11 protein-coding genes are annotated in these 17,984 nt (G+C 67.5%); 8 read left to right on the top strand and 3 right to left on the bottom strand.

Annotated elements, in window-relative coordinates:
- The first annotated feature begins 11 nt into the window (after positions 1 to 11).
- The 7 genes from prpB (at position 12) to pbpC (ending at position 15,107) form a co-directional block, all read left to right on the top strand.
- A complete protein-coding gene (gene prpB / locus ACMGRF_RS13060; protein ID WP_099494743.1) occupies positions 12 to 905 on the top strand; it encodes a methylisocitrate lyase in 894 nt (297 codons plus the stop codon).
- Positions 906 to 940: 35 nt separating this feature from the next.
- Complete coding sequence (gene prpC, locus ACMGRF_RS13055; protein ID WP_049413436.1) at positions 941 to 2,098, top strand: 2-methylcitrate synthase; 1,158 nt, start codon at positions 941 to 943, stop codon at positions 2,096 to 2,098.
- A gap of 97 nt (positions 2,099 to 2,195) precedes the next feature.
- Positions 2,196 to 4,814, top strand: a complete 2,619-nt coding sequence (gene acnD / locus ACMGRF_RS13050) for a Fe/S-dependent 2-methylisocitrate dehydratase AcnD (RefSeq protein ID WP_414485263.1) — start codon at positions 2,196 to 2,198, stop codon at positions 4,812 to 4,814.
- A 51-nt stretch (positions 4,815 to 4,865) separates the two neighbouring features.
- Positions 4,866 to 6,044, top strand: coding sequence for a 2-methylaconitate cis-trans isomerase PrpF (prpF, locus tag ACMGRF_RS13045; protein ID WP_312549979.1), 1,179 nt, complete (start codon positions 4,866 to 4,868; stop codon positions 6,042 to 6,044).
- 102 nt (positions 6,045 to 6,146) lie between these two features.
- Positions 6,147 to 7,607 (top strand): bifunctional 2-methylcitrate dehydratase/aconitate hydratase, encoded by a 1,461-nt coding sequence (locus tag ACMGRF_RS13040; protein ID WP_180880577.1) that lies wholly within the window; start codon positions 6,147 to 6,149, stop codon positions 7,605 to 7,607.
- Positions 7,608 to 7,768: 161 nt separating this feature from the next.
- A complete protein-coding gene (locus ACMGRF_RS13035) occupies positions 7,769 to 12,676 on the top strand; it encodes an alpha-2-macroglobulin family protein (protein ID WP_180880569.1) in 4,908 nt (1,635 codons plus the stop codon).
- Positions 12,677 to 12,725: 49 nt separating this feature from the next.
- Positions 12,726 to 15,107, top strand: coding sequence for a penicillin-binding protein 1C (gene pbpC, locus ACMGRF_RS13030; RefSeq protein ID WP_414485262.1), 2,382 nt, complete (start codon positions 12,726 to 12,728; stop codon positions 15,105 to 15,107).
- A gap of 120 nt (positions 15,108 to 15,227) precedes the next feature.
- Here the strand turns inward: pbpC and ACMGRF_RS13025 are convergent, their stop codons facing one another.
- Entirely contained in the window at positions 15,228 to 15,803 is a 576-nt protein-coding gene (locus ACMGRF_RS13025) for a ferritin-like domain-containing protein (protein WP_099494750.1), read from the bottom strand.
- Between the two features lie 29 nt (positions 15,804 to 15,832).
- The gene (locus ACMGRF_RS13020) at positions 15,833 to 16,315 is read right to left on the bottom strand and encodes a peroxiredoxin (protein ID WP_049413449.1); all 483 of its coding nucleotides are present in this window, start codon (positions 16,313 to 16,315) and stop codon (positions 15,833 to 15,835) included.
- Positions 16,316 to 16,577: 262 nt separating this feature from the next.
- Between ACMGRF_RS13020 and ACMGRF_RS13015 the strand changes: the two genes are divergently transcribed.
- Positions 16,578 to 17,465, top strand: a complete 888-nt coding sequence (locus ACMGRF_RS13015) for a DnaJ C-terminal domain-containing protein (protein ID WP_005418339.1) — start codon at positions 16,578 to 16,580, stop codon at positions 17,463 to 17,465.
- Positions 17,466 to 17,545: 80 nt separating this feature from the next.
- On the opposite strand, the gene pilH is transcribed toward ACMGRF_RS13015, so the two are convergent.
- Complete coding sequence (gene pilH / locus ACMGRF_RS13010) at positions 17,546 to 17,917, bottom strand: twitching motility response regulator PilH (RefSeq protein WP_005410644.1); 372 nt, start codon at positions 17,915 to 17,917, stop codon at positions 17,546 to 17,548.
- Positions 17,918 to 17,984 lie beyond the last annotated feature (67 nt).

The following is a 17,984-nucleotide window of genomic DNA, read 5'->3' as shown; positions in this document are numbered from 1 at the left end:
TGGATCGCCGCATGACCGCTTCCGCCCCTTTCTCCGCCGGTGCCCGCTTCCGTGAGGCGCTGGCTGCCGAATCGCCGCTGCAGGTGATCGGCGCCATCAACGCCAACCACGCCCTGCTGGCCAAGCGCGCCGGCTTCCGCGCCATCTATCTGTCCGGCGGTGGTGTTGCCGCAGGCTCGCTGGGCCTGCCGGACCTGGGCATCAACACCCTGGAAGACGTGCTGGTGGACGTGCGCCGCATCACCGATGTCTGCGACCTGCCGTTGATGGTGGACATCGATACCGGCTTCGGCCCGAGCGCGTTCAACATCGCGCGCACCGTGAAGTCGCTGATCAAGGCCGGCGCGGCTGCCTGCCACATCGAAGACCAGGTTGGCGCCAAGCGCTGCGGTCACCGCCCGGGCAAGGAGATCGTCTCGCAGGGTGAAATGGTCGACCGCGTGAAGGCTGCCGCCGATGCCAAGACCGACCCGGACTTCTTCCTGATCGCGCGTACCGACGCCATCCAGGTGGACGGCGTGGACAAGGCCATCGAGCGTGCCATCGCCTGTGTCGAGGCCGGTGCCGACGGCATCTTCGCCGAGGCGGCCTACGACCTGGACACCTACCGTCGCTTCGTCGACGCGGTGAAGGTGCCGGTGCTGGCCAACATCACCGAATTCGGCGCCACCCCGCTGTTCAGTAGCGATGAACTGGCCTCGGCCGGCGTTGCCATCCAGCTGTTCCCGCTGTCGGCGTTCCGCGCGGCCAACAAGGCGGCCGAGAACGTCTACCAGGCGGTGCGCCGCGATGGCCACCAGCGCAACGTGGTGGAGACCATGCAGACCCGCGAAGAGCTGTACGACCGCATCGGCTACCACGCCTTCGAGCAGCAGCTCGATGCGCTGTTCGCCGCCAAGAAATAAGCAGTACCCTGCACCATCAAGTTTCGGAGGGAAACATGAACGATACGACCGCAACCCCGACCTTCAAGCCGAAGAAGTCCGTCGCCCTGTCCGGCACCGCGGCCGGCAACACCGCGCTGTGCAGCGTGGGCCGCAGCGGCAACGACCTGCACTACCGCGGGTACGACATCCTGGACCTGGCCAACACCAGCGAGTTCGAGGAAATCGCCTACCTGCTGGTGCACGGCAAGCTGCCGACCCGCGCCGAGCTGGTTTCGTACAAGGCCAAGCTGAAGTCGCTGCGTGGCATCCCCGCCGCGGTGAAGGCCGCGCTGGAAGAGCTGCCGCCGTCGGCGCATCCGATGGACGTGATGCGCACCGGCGTGTCCGTGCTCGGCTGCGTGGCGCCGGAGAAGGATGACCACAACCATCCAGGCGCGCGCGACATTGCCGACAAGCTGATGGCCTGCCTCGGTTCGATGCTGCTGTACTGGTACCACTGGAGCCACAACGGCCGCGCCATCGACGTGGAAACCGATGACGACTCGATCGGTGGCCACTTCCTGCACCTGCTGCACGGCGAGAAGCCGCAGGAGTCGTGGGTGAAGGCGATGCACACCTCGCTGATCCTGTACGCGGAGCACGAGTTCAACGCCTCGACCTTCACCTGCCGCGTCATCGCCGGCACCGGCAGCGACATGTACAGCGCGATCTGCGGTGGCATCGGCGCGCTGCGCGGTCCCAAGCATGGCGGCGCCAACGAAGTGGCGTTCGAAGTGCAGAAGCGCTACGACAACCCGGATGAAGCCGAGGAAGACATCAAGGCCCGCGTCGAGCGCAAGGAAGTGGTGATCGGCTTCGGCCACCCGGTCTATACCGTCTCCGATCCGCGCAACAAGGTGATCAAGGACGTGGCCCGGGAGCTGTCCGAAGAGCAGTCGAGCATGAAGATGTACGACATCGCCGAGCGCCTGGAATCGGTGATGTGGGACATCAAGAAGATGTTCCCGAACCTGGACTGGTTCAGCGCCGTCAGCTACCACATGATGGGCGTGCCGACCGCGATGTTCACTCCGCTGTTCGTAATCGCCCGCACCGCCGGCTGGAGCGCGCACATCATCGAGCAGCGCATCGACGGCAAGATCATCCGCCCGAGCGCCAATTACATCGGTCCGGAAGACCGCGACTTCGTCGCCATCGACAAGCGCGTCTGATCCACCTGCTGTACTCATCCGGCCGGCCGCGTGCCGGCCGGATGCTTTCGCCGCCGCACCGCCGGCACCCGGCCCGCCCCAAGCATTCCGCCAGCCCATGAATACCGATTACCGCAAGAACCTCCCCGGCAGCGCGCTGGACTATTTCGACGCGCGCGCCGCCGTCGATGCGATCCAGCCCGGCGCCTATGCCACTCTGCCGTACACCTCGCGCGTGCTGGCCGAGAACCTGGTGCGCCGCTGCGATCCGGCCACGCTCGGCGACTCGCTGAAGCAGCTGATAGAGCGCCGCCGCGACCTCGATTTCCCATGGTTCCCCGCGCGCGTGGTCTGCCACGACATCCTCGGCCAGACCGCACTGGTTGACCTGGCCGGCCTGCGCGATGCGATTGCCGACAAGGGCGGTGACCCGGCCAAGGTCAATCCGGTGGTGCCGGTGCAGCTGATCGTCGACCACTCGCTGGCGGTGGAGTGCGGTGGTTTCGACCCGCAGGCGTTCGAGAAGAACCGTGCGATCGAGGATCGCCGCAACGAAGACCGTTTCCACTTCATCGACTGGACCAAGCAGGCGTTCCAGAACGTGGACGTGATTCCGCCGGGCAACGGCATCATGCACCAGATCAACCTGGAGAAGATGTCGCCGGTGGTCTACGTGCAGGACGGGGTGGCGTTCCCCGACACCTGCGTGGGCACCGACAGCCACACCCCGCACGTGGATGCGCTGGGCGTGATCGCGATCGGTGTGGGCGGCCTGGAAGCCGAGAACGTGATGCTCGGTCGTGCCTCGTGGATGCGGCTGCCGGACATCATCGGCGTCGAGCTGACCGGCAGGCCGCAGCCGGGCATCACCGCCACCGACGTGGTGCTGGCGCTGACCGAATTCCTGCGCAAGGAGCGCGTGGTCGGTGCGTACCTTGAGTTCTTCGGCGAGGGGGCTGCGGCACTGACCATCGGTGACCGCGCCACCATTTCCAACATGTGCCCCGAATACGGCGCGACCGCCGCGATGTTCTACATCGACGGGCAGACCATCGATTACCTGCGCCTGACCGGACGCGAGGAATCGCAGGTGGCACTGGTGGAAAACTATGCGCGCACCACCGGCCTGTGGGCCGACGACCTGGCCACCGCACAGTACGAGCGCGTGCTGCGCTTCGACCTGTCCAGCGTGGTGCGCAACATGGCCGGTCCATCCAACCCGCACAAGCGCGTGGCCACCGCCGAGCTGGCCGAGCGCGGCATCGCCGACGAGGCCAAGCTGGCAGCGGGCAAGGCCGAGCAGGCGCAGGGGCTGATGCCGGATGGCGCGGTGATCATCGCCGCCATCACCAGCTGCACCAACACCTCCAACCCGCGCAACGTGATCGCTGCCGCACTGCTGGCGCGCAAGGCCAATGAACGTGGCCTGCTGCGCAAGCCGTGGGTGAAGTCCTCGCTGGCGCCGGGCTCGAAGGCGGTGCAGCTGTACCTGGAAGAAGCCGGCCTGCTGCCGGACCTGGAAAAGCTGGGCTTCGGCATCGTCGCCTTCGCCTGCACCACCTGCAACGGCATGAGCGGCGCGCTCGATCCGGCCATCCAGCAGGAGATCATCGATCGCGACCTGTACGCCACGGCCGTGCTGTCGGGCAACCGCAACTTCGATGGCCGCATCCACCCGTATGCGAAGCAGGCTTTCCTGGCGTCGCCGCCGCTGGTGATCGCCTATGCCATCGCCGGCACCGTCCGCTTCGATATCGAGAAGGACGTGCTGGGCGTGGACGCCGACGGCAACGAAGTGCGCCTGAAGGACATCTGGCCCAGCGATGCCGAGATCGACGCCGTGGTCAAGGCCTCGGTGAAGCCGGAGCAGTTCCGCCGCGTCTACAACCCGATGTTCAACGTGCGCGTGGAGCATGGCGCGGCGGTCAGCCCGCTGTACGACTGGCGCCCGCAGAGCACCTACATCCGTCGTCCGCCGTACTGGGAGGGCGCACTGGCCGGCGAGCGCACGCTGTCGGGCATGCGCGCGCTGGCGGTGCTGCCGGACAACATCACCACCGACCACCTGTCGCCGTCCAACGCGATCCTGGCCTCCAGTGCCGCCGGTGAGTACCTGGCGAAGATGGGCCTGCCGGAAGAGGACTTCAATTCCTACGCCACCCACCGCGGTGACCACCTGACCGCGCAGCGCGCCACCTTCGCCAACCCGAAGCTGTTCAACGAAATGGTGCGCAACGACGATGGCAGCGTGAAGCAGGGTTCGCTGGCGCGCGTGGAGCCGGAAGGCAAGGTGATGCGCATGTGGGAAGCGATCGAGACCTACATGGAGCGCAAGCAGCCGCTGATCATCATTGCCGGTGCCGACTACGGCCAGGGCAGCTCGCGTGACTGGGCCGCCAAGGGCGTGCGCCTGGCCGGTGTGGAAGCGATCGTGGCCGAAGGCTTCGAACGCATCCACCGCACCAACCTGATCGGCATGGGCGTGCTGCCGCTGGAGTTCAAGCCGGGCACCACCCGCCTGACCCTGGGCATCGATGGCACCGAGACCTTCGACGTGGTGGGCGAGCGCACCCCGCGCGCCGACCTGACCCTGGTCATCCACCGCCGCGACGGCCAGGACCTGGTCGTGCCGGTCACCTGCCGCCTGGACAGCGACGAGGAAGTGGCGATCTACGAAGCCGGTGGCGTGCTGCAGCGCTTCGCCCAGGACTTCCTGGAAGGCGCCAAGGTGGCGTAAGGCAACCGACGGCCCGGTAACGGGCCGTCTTTCTTTGCAAGGAACACATCCATGACCTTCCTCCCGCAACTCCGTATTCCCGCCACCTACATGCGCGGTGGCACCAGCAAGGGCGTGTTCTTCCGCCTGCAGGACCTGCCAGAAGCCGCGCGGGTGCAGGGCGCCGCACGCGATGCGCTGCTGATGCGCGTGATCGGCTCGCCCGATCCGTATGGCAAGCAGACTGACGGCATGGGCGGCGCCACCTCCAGCACCAGCAAGTGCGTGATCATCTCCACCGCCTCGGTGCCGGATCACGATGTGGACTACCTGTACGGCCAGGTCTCGATCGACACCGCCTTCGTCGACTGGAGCGGCAACTGCGGCAATCTCAGCACCGCGGTGGGTCCGTTCGCGATCGCCAATGGGCTGATCGATCCGGCCCGCGTACCGCGCGATGGCCTGTGCACCGTGCGCATCTGGCAGGCCAACATCGGCAAGACCATCATCGCCCACGTGCCGATGCGCGATGGCGAAGTGCAGGAGACCGGTGATTTCGAGCTGGATGGCGTGACCTTCCCGGCGGCCGAGATCCAGCTGGAGTTCATCGATCCGTCCGATGACGGCGATGCGGGCGCGATGTTCCCGACCGGCAACCTGGTCGATACCCTGGACGTGCCGGGCGTTGGCAGTTTCGAGGTGACCATGATCACCGCCGGCATTCCGACCATCTTCCTCAATGCGGCCGACCTGGGCTACACCGGCACCGAACTGCAGCCGGCGATCAACGAAGACAAGGCCGCGCTGCAGAAGTTCGAGACCATCCGCGCCTACGGCGCCTTGCGCATGGGTCTGATCAAGAACCTGGAAGATGCGGCCACCCGCCAGCACACGCCGAAGGTGGCCTTCGTGGCACCGGCGCAGGACTACGTGTCGTCCAGTGGCAAGGCCATTCCGGCGTCGGCGATCGACCTGCATGCGCGTGCGTTGTCGATGGGCAAGCTGCACCACGCGATGATGGGGACTGCCGCCGTGGCGATCGGCACCGCAGCAGCGATTCCGGGCACGCTGGTCAATCGCGCTGCTGGAGGCGGCGAACGCGAAGCGGTGACCTTCGGCCATCCCTCCGGCACCTTGCGCGTGGGTGCGCAGGCCGGTCTCGTTGACGGCCAGTGGACGGTGACCAAGGCCATCATGAGCCGCAGTGCCCGCGTGCTGATGGAAGGCAAGGTGCGGGTGCCGGCCGAGTAGTGCTCTGGTAGATGCCAACCTTGGTTGGCATGCAAGCGCCAACCAAGGTTGGCGGCTACCGGGACGCGCGACCTGACCTGCTTTCCGGCGAGGAGACCGATAATGTCCGACAGCCACACCCCATCCAACGAGCGTGCAGCGTGGGATGCGCTGCTGGTGGGCATCGTCGACTACGTGCGCGAGGCGCGCATCGACTCACCCCTGGCGTTCCAGACCGCACACCACTGCCTGCTCGACACGCTGGGCTGCGGCCTGGAAGCGCTGTCCTTCCCGGCCTGCAGCAAACTGCTTGGTCCACTGGTGCCGGGCATCAGCGTGGTCAACGGCGCGCGCGTTCCGGGTACGCACTACGTGCTGGACCCGGTGCAGGCCGCCTTCAACATCGGCGCGATGGTGCGCTGGCTGGATTTCAACGATACCTGGCTGGCGGCCGAATGGGGGCACCCTTCGGACAACCTGGGTGGCATCCTTGCCGTCTGCGATTGGTTGGGCCGCAACGCGCAGGCCCTGCGGCGCCCCCCGCCGACCGTGCGCGACGTGCTGCTGGCGATGATCAAGGCGCACGAGATTCAGGGCGTGCTGGCGCTGGAGAATTCCTTCAACCGGGTCGGGCTGGACCACGTGGTGCTGGTCAAAGTGGCCACCACCGCCGTGGTTGCGCAGCTGCTCGGCCTGGATCGCGAACGCATGCTCAATGCGTTGTCGCTGGCCTGGGTCGATGGCCAGGCCCTGCGCACCTACCGGCACGCACCCAACACCGGCTCGCGCAAGAGCTGGGCAGCCGGCGACGCGACCAGCCGTGGCGTGCGGCTGGCGCTGATAGCGGCCAGTGGCGAGATGGGCTACCCCAGCGTGCTCAGCGCGCCGACCTGGGGCTTTGAAGCGGTGTCGATGCATGGCAAGGCACTGACGCTGGGGCGACCGCTGGGCAGCTACGTGATGGAGAACGTGCTCTTCAAGATCAGCTACCCGGCCGAGTTCCATGGCCAGACCGCGGTGGAGGCGGCCATCACGCTGCACCAGCAGTTGCGTGCGACGGGGCGGCGGGTCGAGGACATCGCGCACATCGCGATCCGGACCCAGGAAGCCTGCATCCGCATCATCGACAAGCAGGGCCCGCTGCATAACCCGGCCGACCGCGACCACTGCGTGCAGTACATGGTCGCCATCGCGCTGCTGCACGGGCGGCTGGTGGCCGAGGATTACGAGGACGACGTTGCCACTGATCCGCGCATCGATGCCCTGCGCGCGAAGATGGCCTGTCATGAGGATCCGCAGCTCAGCGCCGACTACCTGGACCCGGACAAGCGCAGCATCGCCAACGGCCTGAGCGTGCGCTTCAGCGACGGCACTGAGCTGCCCGAGGTACTGGTGGAATACCCGCTGGGCCACGCGCGCCGACGCGAGGAGGGCATTCCGCTGCTGATGGACAAGTTCCGCCGGCACCTGGCCCACCGCTTCCCGACGGTCCAGCAACAGCGCATCCTGGCCGCATCGCTGGACCCGGTGGCGCTGGCGGCAATGCCGGTGCCCGACTACGTGGACCTGTACCTGCCGGGGTAGGGCGATCGGTAGTGCCGGCCGCTGGCCGGCAATTCCATCCAACCTGCCATGCCGGTTGCCGGCCAGCACCGGCACTACCCGCACCGGGGCGATTGCCGAATTCGCGCCAACGCCTTGACGCGGCCTGCCTATAATGGCCACCTCGATCAAGGAGTGACGACATGAGCGGTCCGGCACGGCGGAAGCGGTGGGGATGGGCGGCGGCGGTACTGGCAGGAGGCCTGTTGCTGGGCCTGGCCGGCTGCCGCAACGACAGCGGGCAGCTGCCCAAGGCCAGTGGCGAGGCGATCACCACCAAGGCCGAGCAGGTGAAGGAATTCACCCTGCTGCGCGCCTACCCGGACCAGAAGAATGACGGCCTGTCGCTGGCGCTGGAGTTCTCGCGCCCGCTGGTCGGCACCCAGGATTTCGACACGCTGGTGCGCTTCGAGGAGAAGGTCGGCACCGAGGACAGCAGCTGGACGCTGTCCGATGACGGCCTGACCCTGCGCTACCCGTTCGTCGAGGCCGGCAAGGAGTTCAGCCTGGTGGTCTCGCCGGACCTGCTGGCCGCCGATGGCAGCCGCCTGGGCAAGGAACTGAAGCAGAAGGTGTTCAGCGGCGAGCTGAAGCCGGTGGTTGGCTTCGCCTCGCAGGGCAGCGTGCTGCCTGCCAAGGACAGCCGTGGCCTGCCGGTGGTCTCGGTGAACGTGCCCGAAGTCGACGTCGAATTCCTGCGCGTGCGCGAGAAGGACCTGCCGACCTTCTTCAGCCAGTACCAGCGCGGCGGCCGCCGTGGCAGCTGGGAGCTGAGCAGCGACTACGAGCGCAGCCCGATCAACAAGCTGGCCGAGCCGGTGTACGTCAACCGTTTCATCCTGGGGGGCAAGCAGAACGAGCGGGTGCTGACCTACCTGCCGACCCAGGACATCAAGGAACTGCAGGAGCCGGGCCTGTACTTCGCCCTGCTCAAGCGCACCGGTGACTACGAAGGCGAGTTCGATACCGCGTTCTTCTCGGTCAGCGACATCGGCCTGCATACCCGCGCCTACAAGGACAAGCTGTTCGTCCATACCGCCGGCCTCAAGGATGGCGCGCCACTGAAGGGCATCGACCTGCGCGTGCTCGACGCCAAGGGTGAGGTGGTGCTGAAGGGCAGCACCGACGGCAACGGCAACGCGCTGCTGAACTACACCCTGGATGCCACCCACGTGCTGGTCGCCAGCAGTGGCAAGGACACCAGCTTCCTGCCGTTCAACCAGCCGGCGCTGGACCTGAGCGAGTTCGCTGTGGCCGGCCGCGACAACGCGTGGTTCGACGTCTACGCCTGGTCCGGGCGCGACCTGTACCGCCCGGGCGAGACCGTGCGCCTGTCCGCGCTGCTGCGCGACAACGACGGCAAGCCGGTCAAGGCACAACCGGTGTTCCTGCGCCTGAAGCAGCCCGACGGCAAGACCTTCCGCGAGACCCGCCTGCAGCCGGGCGACCAGGGCTACATCAATTTCGAGCAGGTGATCCCCGCCGAGGCGCCGACCGGCCGCTGGCAGGTCGAGTTCCGCACCGACCCGGCCAGCAAGGAAGCGATCCAGGGCATGACCCTGCGCATCGAGGAGTTCCTGCCCGAACGCATGAAGCTGGACCTGGACAGCGCGCAGAAGACGCTGAAGCCGGGTGAGGACCTGCGCCTGCAGGCCAATGGTGCCTACCTGTATGGCGCACCGGCCGATGGCAACCGCTTCACCGCACGCATGGCGGTTGCCGCCGAACAGAAGCCCGTGGACGGCCTGCCGGGCTATTTCTTCGGTGACCCGACCCTGCAGCTGCCGCGCGAGGCCAAGGACGTGATCGATACCACGCTGCCGGCCAATGGCCAGCTGCGTGAGGATGTGGCGCTGCCGGAAGAGGCGGCCAAGGCCAAGGCGCCGATCGCCGTGGTGCTGTCCGGCAGCCTGTATGAAACCGGTGGCCGCACGGTCACCCGCACCCTGAAGCGGGTGATGTGGCCGGCCAACGCGCTGGTCGGCGTGCGGCCGCTGTTCAACCCGGACGATGGTGCCGATGCCAACGGCAACGCACGCTTCGAGCTGATGCGCGTGGATGCCGCCGGTACGCCGCAGCCGGCCAAGGGCCTGAAGATCACCCTGGTGCGCGAGCTGCGCGACTACCACTGGACCTTCAACGACAACCGCTGGGATTACGATTTCACCCGCCGTTTCGAGAACAAGGAAACCCGCACCGTCGATGCCGGCAGCAGTGCGGTTGCCTTCGATTTCCCGGTGGAGTGGGGCGAGTACCGGGTGGACGTGTTCGATCCGTCCACCGGCCTGACCAGCCGCTACCCGTTCCGTGCCGGCTGGAGTTGGGGCGATGACAACCGTGGCCTGGATGCACGCCCGGACAAGGTCAAGCTGGGCCTGGACAAGACCGGCTACAAGGCCGGTGACACCCTGGAAGTGACGGTGACCCCGCCGCACGCCGGCAAGGGCATCCTGATGGTCGAGACCGACCGCATGCTGTACGTGCAGGACATCGACGCCAAGCCGGGTTCGACCTTCAAGATCCCGGTCACCGCCGACTGGGAACGCCACGATGTCTACATCACCGCGCTGGTGTTCCGCGGCGGCAGTGCGCCGAGCAAGATCACCCCGGCCCGTGCCGTGGGCGTGGTGCATGTGCCGATGGACCGCAAGGGCCGCACCGTGGCCGTCGGCCTGGTCGCGCCCAAGCAGATGCGGCCGGAACAGGACCTGCCGGTAACCGTCAGTGCGCCGCAGCTGGCCGGCAAGACCGCGCACGTCACCGTTTCGGCGGTGGACGTGGGCATCCTCAACATCACCCGTTTCCCGGTGCCCGACGCCGGTGCACACTTCTTCGCCCAGCGTCGCCTCGGTATCGATGCCTACGACATCTACAGCCGGGTGATCGAGAGCTTCGATGGCGGCAGCGGCAAGCTGAAGTTCGGCGGCGACATGGCGCTGCAGGCATTGCCGCAGGCCAAGCGCCCGACCGCGCGCGTGCAGACCGTGGACCTGTTCTCCGGCCCGGTGCAGCTGGATGCGAAGGGCAATGCCCGCATCCGCCTGAAAGTGCCGGACTTCAACGGCACCCTGCGCGTGTCGGCGCTGGTCTACAGCGATGACCAGTACGGCAAGCGCGACGTGGAAACCATCGTGCGCGCACCGATCCTGGCCGAAGCCAGCATGCCGCGCGTGCTGGCCCCGGGCGACCGCAGCACCGTGACCCTGGACGTGCAGAACTTCACCGGCAAGCCGGGCCAGTTCAACGTGAAGGTGGAAACCGAGGGCCCGTTGAACCTGGGCGAGGGCAGCCGCAGCGTGCAGTTGAATGCCGACGCCAAGACCACGCTGAGCTTCCCGTTGTCGGCACGCGAAGGCCACAGCGTGGCCAAGGTGAGGGTGCGGGTGGACGGCAACGGCTTCAAGGCCGATCGCCGCTACGACCTGCCGGTGCGTGCGGCGTGGCCGCAGGTGCTGCGTTCGCAGGTGCGTACGCTCGATCCACTGGCGGCGGTCAGCCTCGACAACAGCCTGACCGATGGCCTGATGGCCGAGTCGGTCAATGCCCGCCTGCTGGTCAGCCCGCTGCCGCCGATTCCGTTCGCCAGTGCACTGCAGGGCGCGCTGAACTATCCATATGGCTGTGCCGAGCAGACCACCAGCAAGGGTTACGCGGCGCTGATCCTGGACCAGGCGACGTCGTCGATGCTCGGTGCCGACGGCCTGGATGCCAAGACCCGTCGCGAGCGCATGGAAGGTGCGTTCGGTCGCCTGGCGTCGATGCAGGTGGCCAACGGCAACTTCTCGATGTGGGGTGACGACGGCTACGTGAACCCGTGGCTGACCCCGTACATCACCGAGTTCCTGCTCGACGCCAAGGATGCCGGTTTTGCGGTACCCGACAATGTGCTGCAGAAGGCGCTCAACCGGCTCAGCGAGGATCTGCTGTCCGGCGGCAACCAGTTCTACGGCCAGGACGACCGCGAGAAGCTGAAGTTCGCCAACCAGGCCTATTCGGGCTACGTGCTGGCCCGGGTCAACCGTGCACCGCTCGGTACCCTGCGCACGCTGTACGACAACGAGCGCAGCAAGGCGGTGGGCGGCCTGTCGCTGGTCCACCTGGGCGTGGCGCTGTCACTGCAGGGCGATGCCAAGCGTGGCCAGGCCGCGCTGGCGGCGGCCTTCGCCAAGTCCAGCAGCGAGCGCCCGTCGTACTTCGGCGACTACGGCAGCGCGATCCGCGATGACGCGCTGATGATCGCGCTGACCCACGAGAACAAGCTGGCCAAGCCGGCCTGGGACGCGCGCGCGGTCGACCTCGGTCGTGGCCTGGATGCACGCCGCAATGCCGGCTGGATGTGGCTGAGCACGCAGGAACAGGTGGCGATTGCCCGCCTCGGCAAGGCGCTCGCCGCTAACCAGAAGGCGCTGGTGGCCGGTGAACTGGTGATCGGTGGCAACACCGAAGCCATCGGCGAGCGCAAGCTGTTCGGACGCAACTTCAGCGCCAGTGAACTGGCCAGCGGCGTGCGCTTCACCCCGCAGGGCCAGCCGCCGATGTTCGCCAGCATCGACGTGGCCGGCATCCCGCGCAGTGCACCGGCGCCGGACAACAGCGTGCTGGGTATTGAACGGAGCTACTTCGGTACCGATGGCAAACCGTGGTCGCCGCGCCCGCTGAAGGAAGGCGAAGCACTGATCGTGCGCGTCACCGTCACCGCCGACACCACGATGCCCGATGCACTGCTGACCGACCTGCTGCCGGCGGGCCTGGAGATCGAGAACTTCAACCTGGGCGATGCCAAGCAGTGGGCCGACGTGGTGGTCGATGGCATCACCATCAGCGACCGGGGCGAGGCCGCCGATACCAAGCACGAGGAGTTCCGCGACGACCGCTACGTGGCCGCGCTGAAGCTCTCGCGTGGCAGCAAGGCCAACGTGTTCTACCTGGTGCGCGCGGTGACCCCGGGCACCTACTCGGTGCCGCCGCCGCTGGTGGAGGACATGTACCGGCCGCAGCTGCGCGGTGTCGGCCGCAGCAGCCCGACCACGATCACGGTGGTACAGCCGTGACCGCGCGGACGGGCCGCGACGGCGCGGCCCGTCCTGCTGGCAACCTGCGATGAAGAACACGATGACGACCCGGCTGGCGGCCCTGCGCCGCCGGTGGCGGCCGCTGTGGCCGTGGCTGCGCTGGGGCATGGCCGCTACGCTGGCGCTGCTGCTGGTGCTGGATCTCGCCTTCCCGCCGCCGCTGCCGAAGCAGCGTGATACCAGCACCCTGGTGGTGGCTGCCGACGGTACGCCGTTGCGTGCGTTCGCCGATGCCGAAGGCGTGTGGCGGTATCCGGCCTCGATCGACAGCGTCTCGCCGCTGTACCTGCAGGCGTTGCTGACCTATGAAGACCGCTGGTTCTGGCGCCACCCGGGCATCAACCCGCTGGCGATCCTGCGTGCCAGCGGCCAGCTGCTGCGCGGCGGCCGCATCGTGTCCGGTGGCTCGACCCTGACCATGCAGGTCGCGCGCATTCTCGATCCGCACTCACGCACCCCGTGGGGCAAGCTGAAACAGATGCTGCGTGCGGTGCAGCTTGAGGTGCACCTGAGCAAGCAGCAGATCCTGGCCCTGTACCTGGAGCGTGCACCCTACGGCGGCACCATCGAAGGCGTGGAAGCGGCCAGCTGGGCCTATCTGGGCAAGCCGGCGGCGCAGCTGTCGCATGCCGAGGCTGCGCTGCTGGCGGTGCTGCCACAGGCACCGAGCCGGCTGCGCCCGGACCGCCATCCGGAAGCTGCGCAGAAGGCGCGCGACAAGGTGCTGTCACGCATGGCCGAGCTGGGCGCGTGGACACCGGAGGAAGTGGAGGATGCGCGCATCGAGAACGTGGTGGCGCGCTCGCTGCGGCCGCCCCTGCATGCCGCGCTGCTGGCGCAGCGCCTGCACGCGGCGCATCCGGGCCAGGCACGCATCCAGAGCAGCATCGACATCGGCCTGCAGCGCACGCTGGAAGAGCGCGTGGCCAGCTATTTCTCGACGCTGCCCGAGCGTACCTCGGCGGCCCTGCTGGTGGTCGACAACCGGACCCTGCAGGCACGCGCCTATGTCGGCACATTGTCCTTCGGCGACCGCCAGCGGCTGGGTCACGTGGACATGGTGCAGGCCTGGCGTTCGCCAGGATCCACGCTCAAGCCGTTCCTGTATGCGATGGCGCTGGACGATGGCCTGATCCATTCGGAAAGCCTGCTGGTCGATGCACCGCAGAGTTTCGGCAGCTACCGCCCCGGCAACTTCGACATGGCCTTCAATGGGCCCATCGGTGCCTCCAGCGCATTGCGGCTGTCGCTCAACGTACCGTCGGTGGACCTGCTGCAGCGGGTCGGCGCCGCGCGCTTCGCTGCCCGGCTGTCGCACGCGGGCATCCAGCTGCGCTTCCCGCCGGGCAGTACGCCCAACCTGTCGCTGATCCTGGGCGGCACCGGCGCGCGCCTGGAAGACCTGGTCGGCGCCTTCGCCGCGCTCAACCGGAGCGGTATCGCCGGCCGCGTGCGTTACACCGACGACGAGCCCATGATCGAGCGGCGCCTGGCCTCGCCGGGCGCCAGCTGGATCGTGCGCGAGATGCTCGAATCAAACCCGCGACCGGGATACAGCGCCGGGACGTTCGATGTCGGTGGCCGCCCGCGCGTGGCGTGGAAGACCGGCACCAGTTACGGGTACCGCGATGCGTGGGCGATCGGCAGTACCCGCCACTACACGGTGGGCGTGTGGGTGGGCCGGCCGGACGGTACGCCGTTGCCGGGCCAGTACGGCGCGGTCACCGCGCTGCCGCTGATGTTCGAAGTGGTGGACAGCCTGCCGCGCCAGCGTGGTGATTCGGCGGCCGCGCCGATGCCGGCCAGTGTCAGCCAGGAAGACATCTGCTGGCCCACTGGCGAACGTGCCGAGGGGCTGCCGGCGGCACTGTGCCAGCGCAGGATGCCAGCCTACCTGCTCGATGGCGCAACACCGCCGACCTTCCCGGAGCGCGAGGCGCGGCGCTGGCAGCCGGGGCGTCAACGTTACCTGGCCGATGCCCGCAGCGGACTGCGCGTGTCTGCCGACTGCCGCCTGCCGCATGAGGAAGTCGCCCGCGAGATCGCGCGCTGGCCGGCGTTGCTGTCACCGTGGCTGCCCAAGGCCACGCGCGAGGCCTCGCAGTTGCCGGGGCTGTCGCCGGACTGCCGCGACGACGGGCGCGAGGCCAGCGTCGCGCTGCATGTGGATGGGCTCAATGACGGCGCCACGCTGGCGCGCGCGCCGAATTCGGAACACGGCGTGCGCCTGCAGCTGCGCGCGCTGGGCAGCGAGCAGGCGGTGGACTGGTTGCTGGACGGCCGCTGGATCGCGCAGACCCACGGCGCGCAGTTGATGCAGCGCGAGTTCGCCGATCCCGGGGCGCATACCCTGACCGCCTTGGCTGCGGACGGCGCGTGGACGCAGGTACGGTTCACTGTCCTCCGGTAGGTGCCGGGCCATGCGCGGCGGGATGACATCGCTCCGCTTTGGTGGGTGCCAACCTTGGTTGGCACAGGCAGGAAGGATTGCCCACCAAGGTGGGCATCTACCAGAGCATCCGCAGCGGAATCACTCCCCGATCCATCCATCCAGCAGATCGGCGAACTCGTCGGCGTGTTCTTCTTCCTGCGCCAGGATCTCTTCGAGGATGCGCTTGGTGGTGGTATCGCGGTCGCCGATGAAGTTGATCATCTCGCGGTAGCTGTCGATGGCGATGCGTTCGGCCACCAGGTTCTCGCGGACCATGTCGCGCAGATCGCTGCCTTCCTTGTATTCGGCATGCGAGCGCGCGGTCAGCGTATCCGGGTTGAAGTCGGGCTCGCCGCCGAGCTGCACGATGCGCTCGGCCAGCTTGCCGGCATGCGCCTGTTCCTGCTGTGCATGTTCAAGGAATTCGGCTTTCACCGCGTCGGCCAGCATGCCCTTGGCCATGAAGTAGTGCCGGTAGTAGCGCAGCACGCACACGTACTCGGTGGCCAGTGCGTCGTTGAGCAGCTTGATCACCACCTTGCGGTCGGCGCTGTAGCTGTCGGTGATCGCACCATCCTCGATGTTGCGCCGGGCGCGCTCGCGCAGGGCCGTGCGCTCGCTGATGCCGGGAATCTGCGCGGCGGGCTTGGGGGCATTGGCTGGCTTGCTGGACATGGCTGGCCGTTTCCTCTTGCGGTGGGAGATCAGGTGGGCAGGTGCTCCAGCACGTAGTCGGCCGAAGACACTTCGAATTGACCGGGCTGCTCAACCCAGGCGGCGCGGACCACGCCGTCGACCACGTACAGGGCGAAACGGCGCGAGCGGATGCCCATGCCCGAGGCACTGGCGTCGAGCTCCAGGCCGAGCGCGCGGGTCAGTTCGGCATTGCCGTCGGACAGCATCAGCAGGCCGTCGGGCACGTGCTGGTCGGCGGCCCAGGCCTTCATCACGAACGGGTCGTTGACGGCCATGCAGTAGACATCGATGCCGCGCTGGCGGAAGGCCTCGAATTTCTCGACGTAGCCGGGCAGGTGGCGCGCCGAGCACGTCGGCGTGAACGCGCCGGGCACGGCGAACAGCACCACCTTGCGCGCGTCGAACAGCGAATGCGTATCGAGCGTTTCAATGCCCTCGCGGATGCGCTTGAGGGTCACTTCCGGAATGCGGTCGCCGACATGGATGGTCATGGGGGAACTCCTTGCTGGGGCAGCGTAGTGGGCCGGATGGGACAGGGACGTCAAGACATTGGAAAACCGGCGTGCAGGCCCCATCTTCAGGCTTTGCGGAGCGCGCTTCCAGCCATAGCCTGGGGCAGGGCGATGGCAACCGCATTGCGCAGGATCAGTCGGCCTCACCGGGGCCGCACGAGGGGCGGCGTAGCATCGCCGGCGCGTAGAATGAACCCGGGGCGGCGCCACCGGCGCGGCCGAAGCAGATCGAGGTAGCTGGATGGAATTCAAGGATTACTACGCCACCCTGGGGGTGGAACCGAGCGCGGGCGAGGCGGAGATCAAGACCGCCTACCGCCGGCTGGCACGCAAGTACCACCCGGACGTCAGCAAGGAGGCCGGGGCGGAAGACAAGTTCAAGGCGGTCAACGAGGCCTACGAGGCGCTGCGCGACCCGGAAAAGCGCGCGGCCTACGACCAGCTGCGCGCGCAGGGCTATCGCCCGGGCGAGGAGTTCAACGTGCCGCCGAACTACGGCGGCGCCGGTGGTTTTAATTTCGAGGAAGTGTTCGGCGGTGGTGGCGCCAACGGCGGCTTCAGCGACTTCTTCGAAAGCCTGTTCGCGCGCCAGCGCGGCGGTGCCGGCCCTGGCCCGGGGTTCAGCAGCCAGGGCCATGCCCCCAACCGCGACACCCGCGCCAAGCTGTCGGTCCCGCTGGAAGCGGCCTACAGCGGCGACAGCCTGCGCATCACCGTCAACGGCAAGCAGCTGGACGTGCGCGTGCCCAAGGGCATCCGTCCGGGCCAGGTGATCCGCCTGGCGGGGCAGGGCAACCATGGCGGCAACCTGCTGCTGGAAGTGGAGTACGCCGCACACCCGCAGTTCGAGGTCGATGGCCGCAACATCCTCTACACCTTGCCGGTCACGCCGTGGCAGGCCGCGCTGGGTACCAGCATCAGCGTGCCGACCCTGGGCGGCGCGGTGGAACTGAAGATCCCGGCCGACTCCGATGCCGGGCGCAAGCTGCGCCTGCGCGGCCGTGGCCTGCCGGGCAATCCGGATGGCGACCAGATCGTCGAGATCGAGATCGTGGCCCCGGCCGCGACCGACGAGGCGCAGAAGAAGGCCTATCGGAACCTGGCCAAGGCGTTTGGCGAGACGATCTGAGCACGCCTTCCGGTAGTGCCGGCCGCTGGCCGGCAATCACACATCATTGCCGGCCAGCGGCCGGCACTACCGCGTGCGTCTCAGCCCTGTCCGGCGAACACCCGCTCCAGCACTTCGGACAGCTCGTCTTCCGAGAACGGCTTGGTGATGTAGGCCTTGGCGCCCTGGCGCATGCCCCACATGCGGTCGGTGTCCTGGTCCTTGGTGGTCACCAGGATCACTGGAATATGCCGGGTTGCCTCGTCGCGGGCGAGGGTGCGGGTGGCCTGGAAGCCGTTGAGATTGGGCATCACCACGTCCATCAGGACCAGGTCGGGCAGCTCGGCCTTGGCGGTTTCGACCCCGGCCGCGCCATCGGTGGCGGTCAGGATCTGGTGCCCGAGCTTCTCGACGATGCGCTGTATCCCCAACAGCTGCGACGGTGAGTCGTCGACGATCAGAATGCGTGCCATGTTGTTCCCCATGTAATGCCCGCAGTGTAGTGCGGGCTCATTACCGGCGGGAGGGGCGCATCTGCCG

The organism is Stenotrophomonas sp. EMP41 (assembly GCF_047495535.1).
In the GTDB taxonomy this organism is placed as follows: domain Bacteria; phylum Pseudomonadota; class Gammaproteobacteria; order Xanthomonadales; family Xanthomonadaceae; genus Stenotrophomonas; species Stenotrophomonas sepilia.
This window is presented reverse-complemented; position numbering and strand designations above follow the sequence as displayed.